13 protein-coding genes are annotated in these 21788 nt (G+C 68.6%); all 13 read right to left on the bottom strand.

Translation table 11 applies throughout. The annotated features are described in order from the left end of the window. Positions 1-11: 11 nt before the first annotated feature. The 13 genes from ACFCQI_RS13075 to rng all read right to left on the bottom strand — a co-directional run bounded on the left by ACFCQI_RS13075 (position 12) and on the right by rng (position 21781). Positions 12-728: a PP2C family protein-serine/threonine phosphatase gene (locus ACFCQI_RS13075; RefSeq protein ID WP_395117320.1), complete on the bottom strand. Its 717-nt coding sequence runs from the start codon at positions 726-728 to the stop codon at positions 12-14. After that, positions 725-2296, bottom strand: coding sequence for a type VI secretion system-associated protein TagF (gene tagF, locus ACFCQI_RS13070; RefSeq protein ID WP_395117318.1), 1572 nt, complete (start codon positions 2294-2296; stop codon positions 725-727). The genes ACFCQI_RS13075 and tagF overlap by 4 nt, the downstream gene beginning before the upstream one ends. 4 nt (positions 2297-2300) lie before the next feature. Then, entirely contained in the window at positions 2301-5828 is a 3528-nt protein-coding gene (gene tssM, locus ACFCQI_RS13065; protein ID WP_395117316.1) for a type VI secretion system membrane subunit TssM, read from the bottom strand. A 5-nt stretch (positions 5829-5833) separates the two neighbouring features. Then, positions 5834-7210 (bottom strand): type IVB secretion system protein IcmH/DotU, encoded by a 1377-nt coding sequence (gene icmH, locus ACFCQI_RS13060; RefSeq protein WP_395117314.1) that lies wholly within the window; start codon positions 7208-7210, stop codon positions 5834-5836. Positions 7211-7214: 4 nt separating this feature from the next. Continuing rightward, entirely contained in the window at positions 7215-8549 is a 1335-nt protein-coding gene (gene tssK, locus ACFCQI_RS13055) for a type VI secretion system baseplate subunit TssK (protein WP_395117312.1), read from the bottom strand. 201 nt (positions 8550-8750) lie between these two features. Further along, positions 8751-10091: a type VI secretion system-associated FHA domain protein TagH gene (gene tagH, locus ACFCQI_RS13050; protein WP_395117310.1), complete on the bottom strand. Its 1341-nt coding sequence runs from the start codon at positions 10089-10091 to the stop codon at positions 8751-8753. Between the two features lie 261 nt (positions 10092-10352). After that, positions 10353-10895: a DUF6931 family protein gene (locus ACFCQI_RS13045; protein ID WP_395117308.1), complete on the bottom strand. Its 543-nt coding sequence runs from the start codon at positions 10893-10895 to the stop codon at positions 10353-10355. An 11-nt stretch (positions 10896-10906) separates the two neighbouring features. Then, positions 10907-12868 (bottom strand): type VI secretion system Vgr family protein, encoded by a 1962-nt coding sequence (locus tag ACFCQI_RS13040; RefSeq protein WP_395117306.1) that lies wholly within the window; start codon positions 12866-12868, stop codon positions 10907-10909. Positions 12869-12980: 112 nt separating this feature from the next. Beyond that, positions 12981-14294 carry a tetratricopeptide repeat protein gene (locus ACFCQI_RS13035; RefSeq protein WP_395121358.1) on the bottom strand — a complete coding sequence of 438 codons (1314 nt, stop codon included), beginning with the start codon at positions 14292-14294 and terminating at the stop codon, positions 12981-12983. A 144-nt stretch (positions 14295-14438) separates the two neighbouring features. Beyond that, positions 14439-14726, bottom strand: coding sequence for a PAAR domain-containing protein (locus ACFCQI_RS13030; RefSeq protein ID WP_395117304.1), 288 nt, complete (start codon positions 14724-14726; stop codon positions 14439-14441). Positions 14727-14808: 82 nt separating this feature from the next. Beyond that, positions 14809-16248, bottom strand: a complete 1440-nt coding sequence (tldD, locus tag ACFCQI_RS13025; protein ID WP_395117302.1) for a metalloprotease TldD — start codon at positions 16246-16248, stop codon at positions 14809-14811. Positions 16249-16315: 67 nt separating this feature from the next. After that, a complete protein-coding gene (locus ACFCQI_RS13020; RefSeq protein WP_395117300.1) occupies positions 16316-20260 on the bottom strand; it encodes a YhdP family protein in 3945 nt (1314 codons plus the stop codon). 21 nt (positions 20261-20281) lie between these two features. After that, entirely contained in the window at positions 20282-21781 is a 1500-nt protein-coding gene (gene rng / locus ACFCQI_RS13015; protein ID WP_395117297.1) for a ribonuclease G, read from the bottom strand. Positions 21782-21788 lie beyond the last annotated feature (7 nt).

Below are 21788 nucleotides of genomic sequence, written 5' to 3'. Positions count from 1 at the left end.
GGTTGCTGTCTTCATGCTTGCAGGCCGACGACGACGGCCGAAATGTTGTCGCGCCCGGCGCGGCCCATGGCCAGCTCGAACAGGCTCTCGACCAGATCCTGGGGCTGCGGATGCACGCGGCACTGTTCGTGAAGCTCGCTGTCGGACATCTCCTTGTTGATGCCGTCGGAGCAAAGCACGAACGTGGTGCCGGGCTGGCTCCCCGCCACCACCCAGTCGACGAACAACTGGTCCTCGGCGCCCACGGCGCGGGTCAGCACGCCCGAACCGGCAGCCGGCGGCGGTGCGGCACCAAAATGAGTGACGTCGACGTCGCCGCCATGCACGTGGTCGCGGGTGATCTGGCGCAGGCGGTCGTTCTCGTAGCAGTAGGCCCGGCTGTCGCCGACCCAGCCGCACAGCGTGAAATCGGTGTCGCGCACCAGCACCACCACGGTCGAGCCGATCAGGTCGACGCCGCGTGAGGCCGCGGTCTGCAGCAGCTCCGCATTGATCCCGACCAGCGTGTCCTCGATCGACTCGATGAAATCGAACACGCTGCCGGCACGCGGCAACGCGCCGAGGCGCTCGACGATCATGTTGCTGGCGTAGTCGCCGGCAGCGTGCCCGCCCAACCCGTCGGCCACCACCCACAGGCCGACTTCATCGCGCACCAGGATCGCGTCCTCGTTGTGCTTGCGCACCTTGCCGGTCACCGTGCGGCCGGCGGAAACATAACGGGTGGTCATGCGTGCACCTCAATGACCGCCAACGGCCAGTGGTCGGGACTGGCGCCCAGTCCGGCAGCCGCCGCGATGCGTGCGCGCGCCTCGCTGCAGGTGCCTGCGGCCAGGCTGCGTGCCAGCAAGTCCGGCGGCAGCTGCAGCAAGGGGTGCGAGGCCATCAGCAGCAGCCGGTCGCCGGCCTGCAGCGCGCAGCTGACTTCGCCGCAAGTCGGCTGCGCGGTCGCGCCCAGGCCGGGCGCAGCCAGCGACACGGGACTGAACAGCAGGTCGTCGAGGTCGTCGCTGCTGTTGCTCGCGCTGGCGGCCGGTGGCGCATCGCTGCGCGCGAAGAACGGTTGCAGCCGGCCGTGCCGCCAATGCCAGCCTGCCGCCGCGCCGATACGCAGCAATGCGGCCTGGCCGTCGGCCACGTGCGCGGCGATCACCGCGCAATCCTCCGGCACCGGGTCGACGAGATCCTCGCCGAACTGCCGCAGTTGCGGGTTCAACGCCATGATGCGCGTGCGCAGCACCTGCATGCCGCCGATCAGTTCGGCGCCGAGCATGTCGCCGGCGATCGCCGCCACTGCCGCCACGGCCTGCTGGCGCGGATCGGCCACGCCGACCTCGGCGGCGACCAGGCTCAGGCCGACCTCCGGCCGTTGCAGCACGGCGAGGGCGGCGACCGGCGTGTTCGCTGCCGCGGCGACATCCGCCGCGAGGGTCACGTCGCCGAGCGGCATGGCCGTGGATGCGGCGGGCGAGCTGCCGCCCAGGTCGGCAAGCAGGTCGAGATCGTCCGGCAGCCAGGAGTTGATGGAGGCCACCGGTGGTGGCGCGTCCATCGTCAGTGGCGCGGTTGCGCGCGGAGTTGCAAGCTCGAAGCTGCCCAGCGTCTGCCACGCGGCCGTGCCCTGCCCGGCGTCGAGCAAGCCGGCGTAAGCCTCGGCGCCGGGCAAGCCATCGGTCGCCAGCACACTGGCCGGGACGCGCCCCGCGCCATCGGTCCACCACAGGCACCAGCGCCCGGGAACGGCGCCGAGGCGCTTCCACAGATCAGCCAAGGCTGTCGCGCCGCCATGCGCGGGCAACGGCAGGCGCCAGTGGCTGGCCGCTGTCCAGTCCACCTCACGCCACGGATCGGGCCGCGTCTGGCCGGCATCGAGCGGGCCGCCCAAGGCCGCGACCTGCGCGTCGAAGTCGTCCACGCCGATGCCCGCATCGGCCTGCGCCGCGCGGTGCAACTGCTCGGCGCGTTCGAACCATTCCGCGCCATCGCCGATGGCTGCAGCAACGTCGGAGAGCGGCGCGGCGATCACCATCGGAAAACAGCGACCCACACGATCGGCGCCCGGCCCCATGACGCCGACCCACGCCGCCTCGCCGCATACGCCCGGCGCGAGTGCGAAACGCCACGCCGGGCTGGCGTGGAACGCCTCGTGCCAGGTATCGCCCAACGCGTCGCGGCTGTGCGCCACGGCTGTCTCGAAGTGCCGGTCCCAGGCATCGACGAAGCTGGCCGGCAGCCGTCGCTGCACGAAGTCTCCCGCGCAGGGCAGCTTGCCGAAGAAGCCTGCGGCCGCGGACGGCACGCGCTCAGCCTCCGCACCGGAAGCTGGACAGGGCGTTGCTGAGGAACGGATTCTTCAGGTTGTTGGCTTGCAGCGTCACCTTCGCCACGTGGCCGCCGAAATTGAAACTGGCCACGAAGCGCAGGTCGGACTGCTTCTGCAGGTTGGCCGCCTGCAGTGCGCGGAAGAACGCCCAGTCGCCGCGATAGTCGAACGTGGTGAGCAGGTTGCCGGCGGTGTCGTAGGCGGAGATGGAGACGCGGCCCGGCTGCGGTCCGGGCCATTTCATGCTGACGTTGGTCGCGCCACCCGGCTGGTATTCGTATTTCTGCCCGTCGACGTCGATCACCAGCTTGCCGATGCCGGCATCAAGCACCGGCGTGAGCCAGGTGAAATCGACTTCCGGCAGGTTGCCGCTGCGGAAGAACATCTGCTTGATCCGGTCGGCGCCCTGCAACTGACCCAGCATTCCGGCCGAGCCGCTGATCGCGCCGGGCCCGGTCTTCCATTGCCAGTTGCGGCCACTGGCGTCGATCAGCTTGCCGGCGGTCTGGTTGTAGAAGCTGTCGAAGCGACCGCCATAGCCGAACAGCTCGCCGAAGTTCTGCAGCGGGATGTCGTTGTTGCTCGACGGCGAGAACGGGTAGCGTCCGCGGGTGAAGTCGGCGCAGTCCTTGCCGACGGCCTGCTGGTACTGGTCGTCCAGCGCGCTCTTGGTGCCGCTGGCCACCAGCGCCTGGCTCTTGCCGGTGAGTGCGGCAAACCAGTTGGAGGCCGGCGGCGGGAGTTGCGCCGCAGCCTGCTGGGCCAGCAGCAACTGCGGGTTGGGCTGGCCGGCCGCGTTGCTGAAATCGCCCATGGTCAGCAAGGTCTTGCTGAGGTCGTCCAGCGTCTTCAGGGTCTGGTCGATCGGCTGCGCGCCGGGCGCGCCCTCGGTGAGCTTGTCGATCTCGGCGAAATGGTCACTGATGACCTTGCCCGGTTTCTCGCTGGCTGCATCGCCACCCGCCGCACCGGTGGCCCCGGCTTGCGCCAGCGCCTGCGCCAGCGCAGTTTGCGTGGCACGCTTTTGCGCCAGCTTCTTGGCCGCGTCCTCGGCCTTGTCGGCGGCATCGCCGGGCGGCGCGCGCATCAGATCGCTGGTGTTGTCGCGCACCACCTTGAGCAGCAGCTTCAACGGCGAGTTGGGGCCGGCCAGCTTGGCGGCGATGGCGCTGGCGTCCTGGATGTTGTTGATCGGCTGCAGTTGCAGGTCGGCGAGAACATCGTCCCAGGCCTTGATGTAGTCCTGCTCGTAAAGCCCGAGCACCTGTTGCGCGAGCTGAGCCTTCTGCACCGCGTCGATCTTGGTGGCGCCGAAGACCCAGTCGTCCGCGGCGAACTGCGCCACCGACTGTTCGATGCCCTTGTCCACCTCATGCTTGAACACCGGCTGGGTGAACAACGCCGGGATCGGATCGGACAGCGGCTTGCCGCTGCGCCGCTGGTACACGTTGCCGAGCAGGCCCAGTTCCTTGTCCAGCCGCAGCGGCGGGTAGTTGCCGCTGCCGGCGGTGAGCTTGAGGTTGCCGTAGATCAGCGTGGCAAGGTCCGCGGTGCGCAGCGTGCTGCGCGCCTGCTCGACCAGGTTGTCGTCCAGGCTCAGCGGGCGCAGGCGCCCCTCGTGCGCGACCAGTGCGTCGAAGTGCTTGCTCAGCGCCTTCTGCAGCACCGGGTCGTTCGGAAACAGGCGCTGCCACTCGACCCCGGCCAGCGCCACGATCTGGTCGTGGTCCAGATGCTTGGGCTCGCCCAGCATCAGGTAACCCTTCAGGTAGTAATAAAGCATCTGCGGGTCGCCGGCGTTGGCGGCCAGCCCGGCGCGGAACTGCGAGGCCACGCCGGGCAGCAGGATCGCGTTGAGCTCGCGGTAGTACGCATCGCGCACCTCGTCGCCCACCGCGTTGCCCTGGTACAGGCCCAGGCGCATCGACAGCGGCACGTCGCCCTGGTGCTGGTCGGCCACGTCGACCGCCGCGGACAGCGCTTCCAGCCGCTCCAGCACCAGCGCGAAATACGCCTGCTGGTTCGGCGCCAGCGAGAGATCGCTCTGCGCCGGATACTTGGCCAGCGCCGTGTGCACGTCGGCCAGATAATTGCCGTTGCGCCGATAGCTGGTGGCCAGGCCGAACACCAGCAGGCCGCAGGCCAGCAGCACGCCGATGTAGCAGGCCGCCTGCAGCAGCACCTTCTGGCGCTCCAGCTTGGGATCGGTGCCGGCGAAGCCCGATTCGCGGAACAGCACGTCCTTGAGCAGACGCTCGACGAAGAAAGTGCGGCTCTGCGCGCCGGGCACGTGCAGGCGCGAGGCGTCCAGCCCGAAGGTCCGCGCCACCGCGCCCATCATGCGGTCGATCGGCGTGCCTTCCTGCGTGCCGGAGGTGAAATACGCGCCACGCAGCAGCAGCGGCGCGTCGTACTGATGGCCCGTGAACACGCCTTCGACGAACTGCCGGGTGATCTCGCGCAAGGCGCCCAGCTGCTGCGGAAACGACAGGATCGCGGCGCGCCGCTGGCGGTCGCGCTCGCGATGCAGGCGATCGAGGATGCGCGTATTGAGCCGCTCCAGCAGCAGGTTGAACTCCGCCAGGAACTGTTTGGCCGCGGTGCCGGCCATGGTCTGGTCGACCGGGAACGACATGCCCCAGACCTGGCTGCGCAGCTCCGGCGTGAGGTCGTCGAAGAACTCGGTGAAGCCGGCCACCAGGTCGCACTTGGTGAACACCAGGTAGGCCGGCACCCCGATGCGCAGGTGCTTGGCCAGCTCGTCCAGCCGCTGCCGCACCGCCATGATGTGCTGCTGCCGCCCGGCCTCATCCAGGGTGAGCAGGTCCGACAGGCTCATCGCCACGATCACGCCGTTGATCGGCCGCCGCTTGCGGTACTTGCGCAGCAGGTTGAGGAACTCCGTCCACGCCGACGCATCCGCGCCGCGGTCGGAGTCCTGGGTGGTGTAGCGTCCGGCGGTATCCAGGAACACCGCCTCGTCGGTGAACCACCAGTCGCAGTTGCGGGTGCCGCCGACACCGCGGATCGCTTCCTTGCCGAACTTGTTCGACAGCGGGAAGTTGAGGCCGGAGTTCTGCAGCAGGGTGCTCTTGCCCGAACCCGGCGGGCCGATCACCACGTACCAGGGCAGCGCGTACAGGTTGGTGCCGCCGCTGCGGTTCTTGCGCAAGGTGTCCACCGCTTCCTGGAAGCGCCCCTGCAATTGCGCACGTTCGTTGGCGGCACGATCGTCGATGCCCGCAGTCGCCGGCGCACCCTGCTCGCTGAGGTCACTGGCCATCTGCCGCGCCTTGCCGCGCACGCGCATCTGCCGCACCTGCAGCCACACCGCCCAGATCACCACGATCACCAGGATCACCAGCAGCCGCACGACCTGGCTTTCCAGCGGATGCGACTCGCCGAAACCGAGGTAGGGGCCGCCGAACCAGATCAGCAAACCCAGCAGCAGCAGGCCGACGAGGGTGATGAACAGGCGGGATTTGAACAGCGCAAGAAGCTTGCCCACGATGTTCAGTCCTCCGGGCTGTAGAGAATTTCGACGCGACGGTTGCGCGCCCGGTTGGCTGGCAGGTCCGGCGGCAGCGCGATCGGCTGCGACGAACCGGCACCGCTGGATTCGAGCCGCCCGGCGTTGTCGATGCCCTCGCTGAGGATCTGCACCACGGAACGCGCGCGTGCCGCCGACAACGCGTAGTTGTCCTTGAACTTCAGCGAGTGAACCGGCTGGTCGTCGGTATGGCCAACCACCACCACCCGGCCCGGTACCTGGTTCAGCGCCGCGGTGATCGCGTGCAGCATCGGGATCTGCCGCGCTGTCACCTCGGTACCGCCGGAGGCGAACATCGCCGGTGCATCGAGCCGCACCAGCGCCGAGCCGTCGGGCTTCTCCTCCACGGTCAGCGCGCCGGCCTGCTCCTGCGGCGCCAGCAACTGCTTGAGACTCTTGCGCTCGACCTTGGGCTGGGTCTGGCGCAGCCGCGACTCGTCCGGCGGCACCGCGCTGCGCAAGCCGATCTGCGCCACCTGCGCGCTGACCGGTGAGGACAACTCGTTCAGGCGGGTGTAAAAGTACAAGAACGCGCCCAGCAGGATGCAGGCGCCGGCCGCCACGATCACCCACAGCGGCACGTAACGCACCAGCGGGTTGCGCCGGTCCTCGATGCCCTTCCAGTGCGGTGCCAGTTCGTCCGCCGCCGGCGGACGCTGCGCCTTGATGCGCCGGTAGAGCTCCTCCTGGATGTCGGCCAGCTTGGCGCGGCCGTCGGCCTCGATCTGGTAACGCCCGCCGAAACCGAGCGTGAGGCAGATGTACATCAGTTCGATCAGGTCGATGTGGCGCGAGAAGTCCGCGCACAGGCGATCCAGGATCAGGAAGAACTTCTCGCCACCGTACGATTCGCCGTGGAAGGCCACCAGCAGCGTCTTGGCCGCCCAGCCGCTCTGCCCGCCCCACGGCGTGTTCATCACCGCCTCGTCGAGCGTGGTGCACAGCACGTAACGCGCGGCGGTGATGGTTTGCGCCGCAATGCCGGCGGCTTGCGCGTTGCTCTCGAACTGGCGCACCTGGGCGATGACCTGCTCGCGCAGGCGCGCCGCGTCGGGCTGTGACGCGCTGTTGCGCAACTGCACCGACAACAGCAGCAAGGGGCTGGCCGCCTGAACCAGGGTATTGAGCCCGGCCCCCAGGAAATCGCCGATTGCAGCCGCGGGAACCTGCGCGTGACCCGCCGCCGGCCGTGCCGGCGCGGCAGTCGGCCGGGTAGCGGGAGGCGCTGCGGGAACAGGAGCGGGCGCGGGGGTCGGCGCAGCCGGTGCAGGTGCGCCGCGCGGGCGGACTATGGTCCGGTCCTGCTGCGGATCGTCGTCGTGGGGACCATTGCTGCTCATGCGCTCAACCTCGGATCGCCCAGAGTTGCAGGTCGAGACCGGCGAACTCGCCGCCAAAATGGAACGCGATGCCGCCCGACGTCTTCAGGCTCCGCCACATCGGCGAATTCTTGTCGAACTCGAAATACAGGTAGCCGGAGTTGTACGGAATCTGCCGCGGCGCCACCGGCATCGGCGCCACCGGGATGCCCGGCAGCTGCAGGTTCACCAGGTCGCGGATCTTCTCCACCGGACCGATCTTCGACTGCGCCGGCAGCTGGCGGCGCAAGTCTTCGGACTTCAGGTCCGCCTTCGCCGCCAGCACGAAGGCTGCGGTATCGATCAGGCTCAGGTCCGGCACCACCGCCACCCACACGCCGAACTTGCGCTGCTGCATCGGGATCGGGATCGCAGTCTGCTCCATCACCGCGCTGAGGCTGGTGCGCAGCGCCGCGATCAGCGGCTCGAAGCTCGCGTACAGCGCCTCGTGGCGGTACGCCGGAAATGCCGGGGGACGCTTGCCGGCAGCGGTGAAAGTGGCCAGCTCGCCGGCCATCTCGGCCAGCACCCGGTAGAAATCCTCCGGATGCAGGATCGGCGCGGCACAGAGGTGCGCGATCAGCGGCTGATAGCGGTTGACCACCTGCAGCAGCAGGAAGTCGGCGATCTCGGCGGCGCCGCCGCGATCGGTGACCGCCACGCGGCTGGCCAGCGCCTCGCCGCGCTGGTGCAGCAGGCCCAGCAGTTCGGACAGAAACGTGCTCAACCGCGACGCGGCCTGGCAGCTCAGCACCGTCGGCATGAACGCCTCTTCCAGGATCACCCGCCGGTCGGAGCGGCATTCGACGATGCGCGCCACCGGGATCTGCGCCAGCCCTTCGAGCGGTTGCGACTGCGGCAACAGCCGGCTGTTGAGCCCGCCCACCTCCAGCACGGTGAGCCCGTCGACGCTGCCGGAGGCGTCGCGCACCTCGGTCTCGCGCACACGATAACGGAACAGCTTTTCCGCCGGCGCCTCGGGCCGGCCGCTGTCCGGCTGCGCCGGCGAGCGCAGCGGCAGGGTCAGGAAGACGGTCTGGTCGCGCCAGTTGTCGTTGACGTCCAGCGCCAGCGGCAGCGGATCGTCGCCGGGCATGTCGAACGGCGTGCCATCGGGAAACACACCACGCGCGCGCTTGATGCCGAGCTTGCCGATCGCCAGCAGATCGGTTTCCAGCTCCAGTTCGGAGAAGCCCCAGGTGTAAGGACGCAGGCTGCCGGCGCGCAGTTCGACGAAACGCTCCAGGTAACGCTCCTGCTGCTGCAGGTGCTGCGGGCGCAGGAACAGCCCCTCACTCCACACAACCTTGTTGTTTTCCATGCGTCGCGCTGCCCCTGTCAGAAGTTCCCCCGGCTGCGCTGCCGGGATATGCCGCGTCGACCCGCTGTCGCCGACCGACGCTGCATGGAAAAACATCCGCGTCCGTGGCGCCCCCGGCGCCCGGAAATCCGTCGAGAAAGAGCGGCCCTGCCCTTCCTGCACCCCATCGAACGCGGCGCGTCCGCAATCGCCATGTACCCGCTAGCGATGCGTTGCCTGCCGCATTCTCCGCGCCGATTTCAGGCGTGACAACTGTTCTTCGTACGCACGCGCGAACTCGTCGCCGAACAGGCGCCGGAAACAATCGTCCGGGTCCTTGTTCAAGCCTTCGAAATGCTCGCGATATCTTTCCCAGTACTTGCCCTTGCCGGCGAACGCCGAACGCTTGGAGCCGCCATCGGCCTCCTGCTCGAAGCGATCCGGGTTGAAATGCACCAGCAACGACTCGAATGCCGCCCGCACGCCTGCCAGCATCGCCATCTGGTGACAGCGGATGTCGTCGAAGGCATCCTCGAACGCCGCGGTGCCGGACATGAAGGCGCCGCCGCTGGGCGCCATGATCTTCTGCAGCGCCTCCTCCGGGTTGGGCGCGAACTTCAGCGGGTTGTTCTCGGAGCGCTGGATGATGGTGACCGGCAGCCGGAACGTGTTCTTGATCTCGGCGCGCGCACGCAGCACGTCCATCACGCCGTCGACCACGACGCGGAAGATCTCGTCCATGCCGGTCGGCAAGGCGTGCGGCCCGGTGGCCTCGGCGCGATCGACCGCGGCCATCGGCATCGGCGCGGCGGGCATCACGCGCGGCGCCGCGGCGACCGGCGCCGCCGCCACAGGCGGCACCGGCGCGGAGAAGTCGCCCATGGTCAGGTCCCAGTTCTCCGGGAGCTGGTTGGCCTGCCGCTGCTCGTTGGTCATCGGCGGGTGGAAATGATCCTGCGTGCTGGCGGTGTGGTTCCAGCTGGCGCTGGCATTGCCGGTGGTGGCACCGGACAGCAGTTCGGAAGCGGGATCGCCCGGGCCGAGGAAACTCAGCGGGTCCAGCGCACCACCGACACCGACCGCACCGGGGATCAGGTCGGCATCGGCCGGAATCGTGTTCGGCGAGGGCTGCGGCGGCAGCGACGCCATCGGCGACGACAGCCCGAAATCCAGCGGGTCGATGTCGGCACCGATCGCGGCGGAGGTCGGCGGCGCCAGCAGGTCGGGCGGCGGGATCGTGGCGCCGGCATCGCCCAGGTGCACTTCCACCTCGAAGGTGTCGATCAGCAGGCGATCGCCGTCGGTCAGCGCGGAGGGTTCGCCCTTCACCAGCGGCGCACCGTTGAGCAACATGCCGTTGGTGCTGCGATCCTCGATGAAGTAGATGCCGTTGAGGTAGCGCACCATCGCGTGCACGCGCGACACGCCCGAGGCGCCGAGCACCCAGTCGCAATCCTCGGAACGACCGATGCTGCCGCCGACGCCCGCGAACGTCCCGCTGCTGCGGCTGCCGAATTGGGCAGCCTGATGACCGGCAACGGCGAGGATCAGGCTCTGCGACATCGGTTTGCTCGAGTGTTCCCTGGTCAAGGTGAATCAGCCGGCGCCGCGCACGATGGATTCCATCCACGTCCCGACCGGGCTCGCCGTCCGACCTGGCTGCTGACTGTTCGCGAAAAACCGCGGCTCCGTGGATCGGTCGCCGCCACGCGCGAAGCGCGTGATCGGAACTGCCGGCATGGCCTGACTGACGCGCGGAAACCGTCCGCGCCATCGTATCGTCCCGAGGTGCAGCGGGCAAGCCGCGAACGCGCGCGACCGGCCTCAGGCTCCCGCCGCGCCGTCGCCGTTGAGCAGGCTCAAGGCCGGCTTGATGAAGGCGGCGCGACGCGCGGCGAAGGTATCGACATCCAGCGCCGCCAGCATGTTGATCGCGGCCACCACCGCGCATGCCGTGAGATGGTCGGCCGGCGGCACCGGCGCCTCCTGCGTGGCGGGCGCGAGACTGCCGCCGGACCAGCCCGCGGCAGCGGCGACCCAGGCGCCGGCGGACTTGTAACCGCCCGCGGTGGCGAACTCGAACGCCGCGCGGCGATTGCTCTCGTTCGGCTCGCGCACCCACTTCTCGGCCAGCGAGGCGCCGGCGCGGTCTTCCGCATCGAGCGTCTGGTCGCGTGCGCACTGGCACAGCCATGCCACGGCGTAGCGTTTGGGCAGCATCCGCGCCAGCAGTTTCAGCGCATCCTGCACCTGGCCGGCCTCGACCAGCGCCTGCACCGCCGCGTGCGCGGTCATCTCCGGCCGCAGCAGCGCACTGGCCGGCTCGGACAACTCCATCTGGATCGATGCCTGCATCACGGATGACATCTGTGCGCCCTCTAGCCGATCATGATGATGCCGCCGGACAACTGCGCCATGGCGTCGCCCTTGAGCGACAGCATGGTGCCCTTGACCGTGGTCGCACCGCTGCTGGAAAACTCCGCCGAGGCACCGGCCTTGGCCGCCACCGTGGCGTCGCCGTCGATCTTGACGCTCACGCCCTTGATGCTGACGTTCACGCCCTTGATGTCGATGGCGCCGGAAGACTTCATCACGATGCTCGCCGCACCGGTCACCAGCTCGATCTCGGTGCCCGCGCTGAGCTTGAACTTCTGCCCGATGGTGGTCGTGCCGTTGCCGGTGACGTCAAGCTTGTCGTCCTTGCCCACGGTGGTCGTGCGCTTGCCGGTGACGTCCTCGGTCTGGTCGTTCTTGACGGTCATCTTCTCGTCGTGGTCCACCGTCACGACACGGTCGTTCTCCACCTCTACATGCATGTCCTTCTGCGCATGCATGAAGAAGTCTTCGCTGCCCTTCTTGTCCTCGAAGCGAAGCTCGTTGAAATCCTCCGCGCCGCCGCCCTTGTGGCTGCGGCTCTTGATGCCGCTCTGGGTCATGTTGTCGGGCAGCGTGTACGGCGGCATGTTGTCGGCGTTGTAGACGCTGCCGATCACCAGCGGCCGGTCCGGATCGCCTTCGAGGAAGCTCACCACCACTTCCTGGCCGACGCGCGGAATGCTCACCGCGCCCCAGTTCTTGCCGGCCCACGAGGAGGCCACGCGCACCGGACAGGAGATGTGGAAGTTTTCCTTGTCCGGCTTGTTCCAGTGGAACGTGACCTGGATGCGGCCGTACTTGTCCACCGAGATGTCTTCGGCGGTGTCGCTGCCGGAGACCACCGCGGTCTGCAGGCCGACGATGCCGGGCTTGACCGCGGTCGGCATGCTGCGAAACGGCTGGCGACTCTGGATCGCCGAGAAATGGCAGAAGAACTGGTTGCTGCCCTGCGCGCCGGAGACCTCGGCGGCATTCTCGATGTGCACGGTGGAGCCGACCACGAGGTATTCCTGGTTCAACTCCGCGCGCGGGAACTTGGTCAGCTTGAACAGCGCGCCGGTCAGCACGCCGCAGACGTTGGTCGCGCCGGTGCAAAGCGACTGCGCGACGTTGATCGCCTCCAGCCGAACCTGCGCGTAATGCTTGCCGGCGGCGGCGGTCAGGTGGTCGCCGGGGTAGTCGAACGAATCGAGCTTGGGCACCCGATGGTTGCCGTCGGCGTTGCTGATCGACTCGAACCCCAGCAGCGACTTCTTCGGGTCCAGCGGGTCGTAGTCGGTCAGCGAATACTTGATCGTCTGCACCGAACGCGCGGTGCTGAACTCGGTGATCGCCGGCTCGCTTGACGCCTTGCTGGTGCCGGTCTGCGGCCGATACGGCAATTCGTCGAAGCCGCCGGTGGCTCCGTGCGCACCGAGCGAATCGGCCAGCACCATCGTGTGCACGCCATCACGGTGCTGGAAGAAATAGTAGATGCCCTCCTGCTCCATCAGTCGGCTGATGAAGTTGAAGTAGCTCTCGCGGTACTGCACGCAGTAATCGCGCTCCGGGTAGTCGCCACTCAGGCTCAGCTTGACGTCGCTGTAGCCGATTTCGGCGAGCACGTCCTTGACGATCGTCGGCACGGACTTCTTGAGATAGATGCGGCAATCGATCTTGTGCAGCAGCAACCAGGGCTTCGGCACCAGGGTCAACGCGTACTCCGCCTGGCGCTTGCCGGAAAAGCTCTCGAACCCCGTCTGCGAAATCTCCGCCACGATGCCGTTGAAATGCCGGGTGTAGTCGCCGGTGTCGAACGTGACGGTCATCGAGCTGCCCAGCAACGGCAGCAGCGCAACTTCGCCATCCTTGCTGAGTACTTTGAGGTTGTACGAAAACAGCTGCCCCAGTTGTTCGCTGCCGGAAAAGCTGGCTGGTTGCAGCTTGTCACCGAGATCTGACTTCAGTGTCATTTGATGCGGCATGTCCGTCCTCCCCCAACGGTCCCGACGGCATGGGCCGGCAAACCAGTCCCGGTATCATACGTCTGGCCTGTTTGGGGAGTCCATTGGCGCCCTGCGGCGCTTGCGCGCCTCTTCAATTGCCGTTCGCGGCGGGCTTTTGCGCCAGCACCACCCAGCCGGCCACCGGCCTGCCCAACTCCTTGCGCAGCGAATCCGCGCTGATCGACGGATCGGGAAATCCGGCGGCGGACAGCACGCGTTCGACGCACCCGCGCGTGTGCCGATAACGTCCGCTGGCGGACAGCTCCAGACGATCGCCTTCGCCGTCCAGCACCTCGAGCGTGAAGGCAAGCCAGCCGCCCGGGCGCAACGCGTGATGGGCGGCCGACAGCACCGGCACCAGGTCACCGAAATAGATCAGGGTGTCGGCGGACAGCACGACATCCCAGACGGGCGGGCTCGCGCGCAGCCACCCGGCCAGTTCCGCCTCCACCAGTTCGTCGTAACCACCGCGCTGGCGCGCCTTTTCCAGCATGCCGCCGGACAGGTCCACGCCCACCAGGCGCTGCGCATGCGGTCCGATCAGCGGCCCGCACAGACCGGTGCCGCAACCGGCATCGAGCACGTCCAGCGTGGCCTGCGGCGCACCGAGACGATCCGCCAGCGCGCCCACGAGCACCTGCGGCGCGCGATAGTTGAGGTTCTTCAGCAGCATCTCGTCGAAGCTTGCGGCGAAGCCGTCGAACACCTGGCGGACATAAGCGTCTTCCGCGCGTGCAGGCGCCGCCTCGCCGCCGCAGGCGGCCAGCATGTGCCGCGGCACCGGGTTGTCGGGCTCGCGCGCCATCCAGTCGCGATAGACCTCGATCGCCTCGCCGCTGCGGCCGAGCATGTACAGCGACACGCCGAGCGCATCACGCGCGCGCAGGTTCCGCGGATCAAGCTGGGATGCACGCGTGAAGCAGCGCACCGCTTCCTCCACGTCTTCGATCTGGTTGATGTGCCGACGGCGGAACATGCCCATCAGGTAGTGCGCGTGGCCCAGTTGCGGCTCCTGCGCCAGGAAGCGGGCGTAGATCTCGCCGGCGTCGTCGACGCGGCCCTGCGCCTCAAGCACCAGGGCCAGATTGCTCAGCGCGTCGTGGTGCCGCGGCTGGTGGCCGAGCGCGCGCCGGTAGCAGGCCTCGGCCTCGGCCAGCTGGCCGCACTCCTTGTGGATGTTGCCCAGGTTGTTGTGCGCATCGGCATGCTGCGGGGTCGCGCGCAGCGCCATGCGGATCAGCCGGATGCCTTCCTCGCTGCGGTTGCGCTGGTGGCACAGCACGCCGAGGAAATGCAGGGCATCGGGTTGCCCGGATTGTCGCTGCAGGACCTTGCCGTAGAGCGCCTCCGCCGCGTCGAGCTGGCCGTCGCGATGCGCGGCGATCGCGTCGCCCAGGGTGGCCAGCACACCGGCAGCCAGCGCACTGCCGTGCGGCCGGCGTCGGCTTCGATCCGACGAAACACGCTTCAAGTCGCCCCCTTGCCACGCGCAGTCGCGTCCGGCACAAGCCCCGTCCGCCGCGGACGGGATACCGGAACCGAACGACGTCTAGTTGATGATGACGGTGAAGCAGCCGAGCACGATGGTGCCGCCGTGTGCGGTGCTGTCGCCCATGCGCGCCGCAGGCAGGCCTCCGATCAACACCTTGGGTGCGCCCATGACGATGGTGTCCGGCGGGCCCACGCAGGTGACCATGTCGCTCACCCGTGCGGCCGGCAAGCCGCCGATCAACACGGTGGGCGCGCCCGGCGCGACGATAGGGCCGCCGACGTGCGGCACCACGCCGGTCACCATCGGGCACACGTGCATGTCGGTGAGGCGTGCGGCGGGAGGCATGGCGAACTCCGTGGCTCGATGGCGTGACCCGGCGATGGTACGCCAGTTCGGCGCACGGAGTCAGCCGCGTCGCATGCCCGGATTACGAGGCCGTGCCGCCGACCGTCATCGAATCGATTTTCAGGGTCGGCTGGCCCACGCCCACCGGCACGCTCTGGCCGTCCTTGCCGCACACACCCACGCCCTCGTCCAGCGCCAGGTCGTTGCCGATCATCGAGACGCGGTTGAGCACGTCGGGGCCGGAGCCGATCAGGGTGGCGCCCTTCACCGGGCGGGTGATTTTCCCGTCCTCGATCAGGTAGGCCTCGGAGGCGGAGAAGGTGAACTTGCCGTTGGTGATGTCGACCTGGCCACCGCCGAAGTTCGGCGCGTACAGTCCCTTCTTCACCGAGCGGATGATCTCGGCCGGATCGTGCGATCCGGCCCGCATGTAGGTATTGGTCATGCGCGGCATCGGCAATGCAGTGAACGATTCGCGGCGACCGTTGCCGGTGGGCGCCATGCCCATCAGGCGCGCGTTGAGCTTGTCCTGCATGTAGCCTTTCAGAATGCCATCCTCGATCAGGGTGGTGCATTCGGTCGGCGTGCCTTCGTCGTCGATGCTGAGCGAACCGCGGCGACCGGCGAGTGTGCCGTCGTCGACGATGGTGACGCCCTTCGCCGCCACGCGCTGGCCGATGCGACCGGAGAACGCGGAGCTGCCCTTGCGGTTGAAGTCGCCTTCCAGGCCGTGGCCGATTGCCTCGTGCAGCAGCACGCCGGGCCAGCCGGGGCCGAGCACCACGGTCATCTGGCCGGCGGGCGCGTCGGTTGAATCGAGGTTCACCAGCGCCTGGCGCACGGCCTCGTCGGCGAAACGCAGCGCACGTCCGTTCTCGAGCAATTCGCGATAACCGTAACGGCCGCCACCGCCGGAATAGCCCTGCTCGCGGCGACCGCTGGCTTCGGCGATCACCTGCACGTTGATGCGCACCAGCGGGCGCACGTCGGCGGCCAGGGTGCCGTCGGAGGCAGCGATCAGGATGGTGTCCATGGTCGCGGCGAGGCTGACGATGACCTGCTTGATGCGCGGGTCGCGCGAGCGCGCGTAGGCGTCGACCTCGCGCAGCAGCGCGATCTTGTCGGGATTGGGCAGGCTCTCCACCGGATCGATCGCCGGATACAGCGCGCGCGCGTCGTGCAGTGCCAGCGGCTTGCCGGCGCCGTTGCCGCCGTGAGCGATCGCGCGGGCTGCCCTGGACGCCTCCAGCAGTTGCGGCAGCACGATCTCGTCGGAATAGGCGAAGCCGGTCTTCTCGCCGCTGATCGCGCGCACGCCCACGCCCTGCTCGATCGAGTGGCTGCCGTCCTTGACGATGCCCTCCTCCAGCGTCCACGACTCGCTGCGCGAATGCTGGAAGTACAGGTCGGCGGCGTCGATCGACGGACCCATCAGCTGGCCGAACACGCGGTCGAGGTCGCCGGTGGCGATGCCGCCGGGGGACAGCAGCTTGCTTTCGGCGAGGGCGATCAGTGAATCCATGGGTCAGCGTGCCTGTGGTCGATCCGGAACTACCCCACATGGGGCTGGCGGGGGCGGCTTTAAAGCTTCACGGCCCCGACGAACCGGCGCTGGCCGGAGCAGGCACGGACCCGGTCGGCGCGATGCCGCCGGACGAAGCCGGCGCGGGTTCGAGCAACAGGCTCGGCGGCACCACCACGTCGTGCTTCTCGACCAGGGTCATCTTCGGGTCGTCCCAGCTCCCGGTGATCCGGTAGCGCGCGCTGGCCGCCTTGTTCAGCCCCTTGCCGAGCAGGCCTTGCACCGCGAAACCGGCCGCCGCGCCGAGCGGGCCGCCGACCACCGCGCCGACCACCGGCAGGCTGTTGCCGACGTGCGGCACCACCACCATCTGCTGGTCGTAATCGCGGGCGCGCAGGCCGGTGCGACCGGTGACGCTGATGTTGGCCGCCGGCCCCTTGATGATCAGGTTGTCGGTAGTGGCGTTGCCGTCGGCCAGGCGGAAATCGCCGCTGATCGTGTCGAAGCCCAGCCCCTTGCCGAACACGTCGCCGAAATCCAGCGTGAGCCGGCGCGGCAGGTCGGCCAGCGAGACCAGGCCGAGCAGGCGCCCCACGCCGGGCGAGCTTGCCTCGGGAATACGGCCATCGTTGACCTGCACCTTGAGCGTGCCGTCCATCGTGGCCAGCGACAGCGCGGTGGGGCTGCCGGGCCAGCTGGCATCGAGTTCGTCGCGGGTCCGGCCGCCATCGACCAGGCCGTCGTAGCCGAATGCCGAGAGCATCGCGCCGAGATCTTCGGCGGAGAAGCTGATCCGCATGTGGGTGCGGCTGTCGGTGACGGTGCCGTCCCAATCACCGCTGGCGGTGACCTGCACGCGCTCGGACAGCGCGCGCAGCTGTTCGATGTGCATGCCCTTGGGCGTGGGCCACGTCTCCAGCCGCGCTTCGCCCAGTCTGGCATCGCCCAGGCGCAGGTCGCGCACCCACAGATGCAGTGGCGGCAGCGCCGCGGGATTGATGCCGGTGTTCGCCGGGTCATCGACGATTGCCGCCGGTGCCGGCCCGGGGGCGGCCGCGGTCGCCGCGACGGCAGGCGCACTCGCCGCCGTGGCCGACGCGGCGGGCTGCCGTGGCCAGTGCAGATGTTCCATGCGCGCAGTGACGCCACGCTTGTCCAGTTCGTCGGTGGGCACCTTGATGTTGCCGGCCATGGCGGGGCCATCCACGTCCACGCTGAGCAAGCCGGGCTGGGGCGCGGCACGCACGGTCAGCGCGCCGAGGGGGCGGTCGAAACCGATCGCCTGGTCGGTGCTGACGTCGATGCTTTCCAGCGCCGGGCCGTCGCCGCCCGCACCCGCCACCGCACGCTGGACCCAGCCGGCGACATCCAGCCGGGCCGCATGGCCGCGGATGCGCAAGCCTTTCGTGGGAAGCGCCGGCGGCATCTGCCTGCCGAATGCCAAGGTGCCGGCCAGCGGTCGTCCGGCGGCGTCATCGGCCAGCCGCAGGTGGCCGCGCAGCACCTGGCCCAGCTCCAGTTGCACGTCGCTTCCGGCGGTCGGCAGGCTCATCTGCAGATGCAGCGGAAGGTTGCCCGCGGCGGGCTTGTCCAGCGGCGCGGGTAGCGCCAGCGCGATGCCGCTGAGCGGCGAATCGATGCTGAGCGTCTGCGCGAGTTCCTCGCTGCCCGGCGGATGGGCGAGCGTGAAGCCGATGCTGAACGGGCCACGCCCGTGCGCCAGGTCCGCCAGCCATGCCAGCGAGGGATAACCCTGCACCAGCTCGGCGACCTGGTAATTGCCCTGGAGGGTCGCCGAGAACACCGTGTCCGGCGCGGCGTTGGCGCCGGCAATCGCCAGCTGCAACTGCGCGGGTTGGCCATGGAACACGGTATCCAGCGGCCCGCCCTGCAGGCCGTGCAGGTCGAAGCGCAGCGGACCGGCAATGCCGGCCAATGCCAGTTGCCAGTCCGGTGCCGCGAGGTCGGCATCGTGCAACTGCGCGGTGCCGTCGAGCTGCGCATCGGCAATGTGCGTCAACGGCAGGCTGAGATGGAACTCGAACGTGCCGCGGCCACCAAGTGTGAGCTTGGCCAGTGTATCGGACGCGCGGCGGGCGACCGGGCTCCTGCGGGAGAAGTTCAGCAGGCTCGCACCGCTGCCGCCACCGCGCACGTTGAGGTCAAGCAGGGGCTGGCCGAAGTCCGGGATCAGCGCCACCGCGCTGTCCACTTTCACGCCCAGCGAATGGCCGGCGCCGGCTTGCACCAGCATGCCGCCGTTGACGAAGCTGGCCACCGCATCGACGCCTTCGGCCTGCGGCCACTCGTCGCCATAGTCGAGGGTCAGGCCGTGGATCTCGGCCCGCGCTTCGAAGCGACCCTCGTTGTGGTGGAAGGGCCAGTCCGCCAGATCGCCGCGCACCAGCACCTGCGCCTGCTCGACGGTGCCGGCCACCAGCGCGCGGTCCAGCCATGCCACGGTCGCCGGCGGCATCACGTTGACCGGCCAGAACAGTTTCGCCGCGGGAACCTCGGCGTGGTCGATCGACGCGTACAGACCCAGCCACGGCGCGCCGCCGCCGGCAGGCAGCACCGCCTCGCCGCGCGCGCTGCCGGCATAGCCGGCGCCGACGAATTCCAGACTGTCGGCACCGATGTGCCAGTCGCCATCCTGCGGCCAGAACGCCAGCGTGCCGGACAGGTTCGACAACGCGAACGGGTGGCGGAACACCTGCGCAAACGTCACCGTGGTGGCTTGCGCCGGCAGCTCCAGCGAGAAGGCTTCGGCGTCCCCACGCAGCGTGCCGCGCAGGTTGCTCAAGCCTGGCGACTTGTCCACCGGATCGATGCCGAGCCGATCGAACGCCACTGCCAGGCGCTGCAATCCGCCGGCCCGTGTCCAGTGCAGCGCGAGCCGCTCGAGTTCGCCACGCGGATGCCCGCGACCGAGCCAGCGCGCGAGGCCCGGGGGCAGATCCGGCTTCAACGCCAGCCATGGCAGCAGCGGTGCCAACTGCAGCTTGTGCGCGGCGGCCTCCACGCGCAATTGCGGCGTGCCCGGCTGATCCAGTTCCACCACCGCGGCACTACCGTCGTCGCCGGCCCAGCGCAGCGCGTAACCGGCACCCTCGGCATGGATGCCGGCCAAGCCATGCAGCGTCGCCACCTCGGCCACGCCGCCGGCGGGTCCGCGCACCGACAGCGTGTCAAGGTCGACACGCACCACGCTGTCGCCCAGTTGACCCTGGCGCCAGTCGAGCCATGCGCTGAGGCGGCCGGTGCCGTGTTCGATCCCGTAACCTTTCAGGTCGATGCCGTCGAGCAAGGGTTTCAGATGGGCCGCATCGGCGCTGACCCACAGCTTGCCGGAGCGTTCGTCCTGGCGCAGGTCGCCTACCGCGCGCACGCTGGCCTCGGCCACGCCCTCGCGCCGCAGGCTGCCGCCGAAGCGGATGCGGTCACCCTGCAAGCTGATCCGCAACTGCCGCGACAGCAAGGCGTAGTGCTCGCCCAGCGTGGCATCGGTCACTACCACGCGCAGGTCATCCAGCCACAGATCCAGCGACAGGTGGCGCAAGGAGAGCGCCGGCTGGTCCGCGCCGGCGGCGGTGCCAAGCCCGCTGACGCGCCAGCCGCTGGCATCGTGCAGCAGATCCAGTTGCAAGCCGCGCAGGTACACGTTGAACAGATGCCGTGACGGCAGCAGCCAACCACCCAGGTCCAGTTTCAGGCGAGACTCCGGCAACTGCAGTGCCGCGCCATTCGTCCCGGCGGCCGGGCCGATGCGCACGTCATGCAGCACGAATTCCGGACCGCCCGCCGTCCATCGCCCCGCCATCGAGGCGATGCCCACCGGCCGCTGCAGGCGCTGGCTCAGTTGCGCGGCCACCCATTCGGGATGGCGCGCCAGCAGCGGCAACAGCAACTGCGCCAGCGCCGTCAGCACGGCGAACAGGATCACCAGCACGCCCGCGACCCAACCCAGGCCGCGCGCGCCACCGTGCAATCGACGACGCCACACCTTGTTCATGCGCCGTGGGCCGGCGTCGACTTACAGCAAGACCACATCGAACTGTTCCTGCGAGTAATGCTCTTCCGCCTGGAAGCGTATGCTTTTGGAGATGAACTCCTCCAGCTCGGCGACCGCCGCGGACTCCTCCTCCAGGATGCGGTTCACCACGGAGGGGCTGGCCATCACCAGCAGTTTCTCCGCGTTGAACTGGCGCACGGCACGGGTGATCTCGCGGAAGATCTCGTAGGTCACCGTCTCGGCAGTCTTCAGCACGCCGCGGCCGTTGCAGGCCGGGCAAGGCTCGCACAGCTGGCGGGCCAGGCTCTCGGTGGTGCGCTTGCGGGTCATCTCGACCAGGCCCAGCGCCGACATCGGGTACACCGTGGTCTTGGCATGGTCGCGCGCCAGCCCCTTGCCGAGCATGCGCAGCACCTGGCGCTTGTGCTCCTCATCGGTCATGTCGATGAAGTCGATGATGATGATGCCGCCCAGATTGCGCAGGCGCAGCTGGCGCGCCGCCGCCTGCGCGGCTTCCAGATTGGTGCGGTAGACGGTTTCCTCGAGGTTGCGCGTGCCGAGATAGGCGCCGGTGTTGACGTCGATGGTGGTCATCGCCTCGGTCTGGTCGACGATCAGGTAGCCGCCGGATTTCAGCGGCACGTCCTTCTTCAGCGCGCGCTGCATTTCGTCCTCGACGCCGTACAGGTCGAAGATCGGGCGCTCGCCGTCGTAGTGCTCGACGCGATCGTCCAGCTGCGGCATGAACTTGTGCACGAACCGGGCCACCCGCTCGAAGGTCTCGCGCGAATCGACGCGCACCTTCTCGATGTCCTCGTTGAGCATGTCGCGCAGGCTGCGCAGCGGCAGCGACAACTCCTCGTAGACCCGCTCGCCCACGCGCGCCTTGGCGATGTTCTCCTGCACCACGCGCCACACCTTGCCCAGGTAGGTCACGTCGAATGCCAGCGACTCCGCGCCCTGGCCCTCGGCATTGGTGCGCACGATGTAGCCGAGGCGGTTGCCATCGGTTGCATCGGCACCGATCAGCGTGCCGAGTACCTCGCGCAGGCGCTGGCGCTCGACTTCATCCTCGATGCGGGCCGAGATGCCCAGCGTGCGCGAATGCGGCAGCAGCACCAGGTAGCGCGAGGGAATCGACAGGTGCGCCGACAGCCGCGCGCCCTTGGTGCTGATCGGGTCCTTCACCACCTGCACCACGATCTCCTGGCCCTCGTGCACCAGTTCGCTGATCGAGGGCAGGTGGCCGTTGCCGTTGCTGCCGGCATCGTCATCCTCGACCGCCGACAGCGCCGGGCGCACGATATCCGAGGCATGCAGGAACGCGGCGCGCTCCAGCCCGATCTCGACAAACGCCGCCTGCATGCCCGGCATCACGCGCTGCACGCGGCCCTTGTAGATGTTGCCGACGTAGCCGCGCCGCGAGGCCCGTTCGACGTGCACCTCCTGCAACATGCCGTTCTCGACCACGCCGACCCGGGTTTCACGCGGTGTCACGTTGATCAGGATTTCTTCACTCACCGCACAC

Source organism: Rhodanobacter sp. FW102-FHT14D06, from assembly GCF_043950705.1.
Taxonomy (GTDB): Bacteria; Pseudomonadota; Gammaproteobacteria; order Xanthomonadales; family Rhodanobacteraceae; genus Rhodanobacter.
This window is presented reverse-complemented; position numbering and strand designations above follow the sequence as displayed.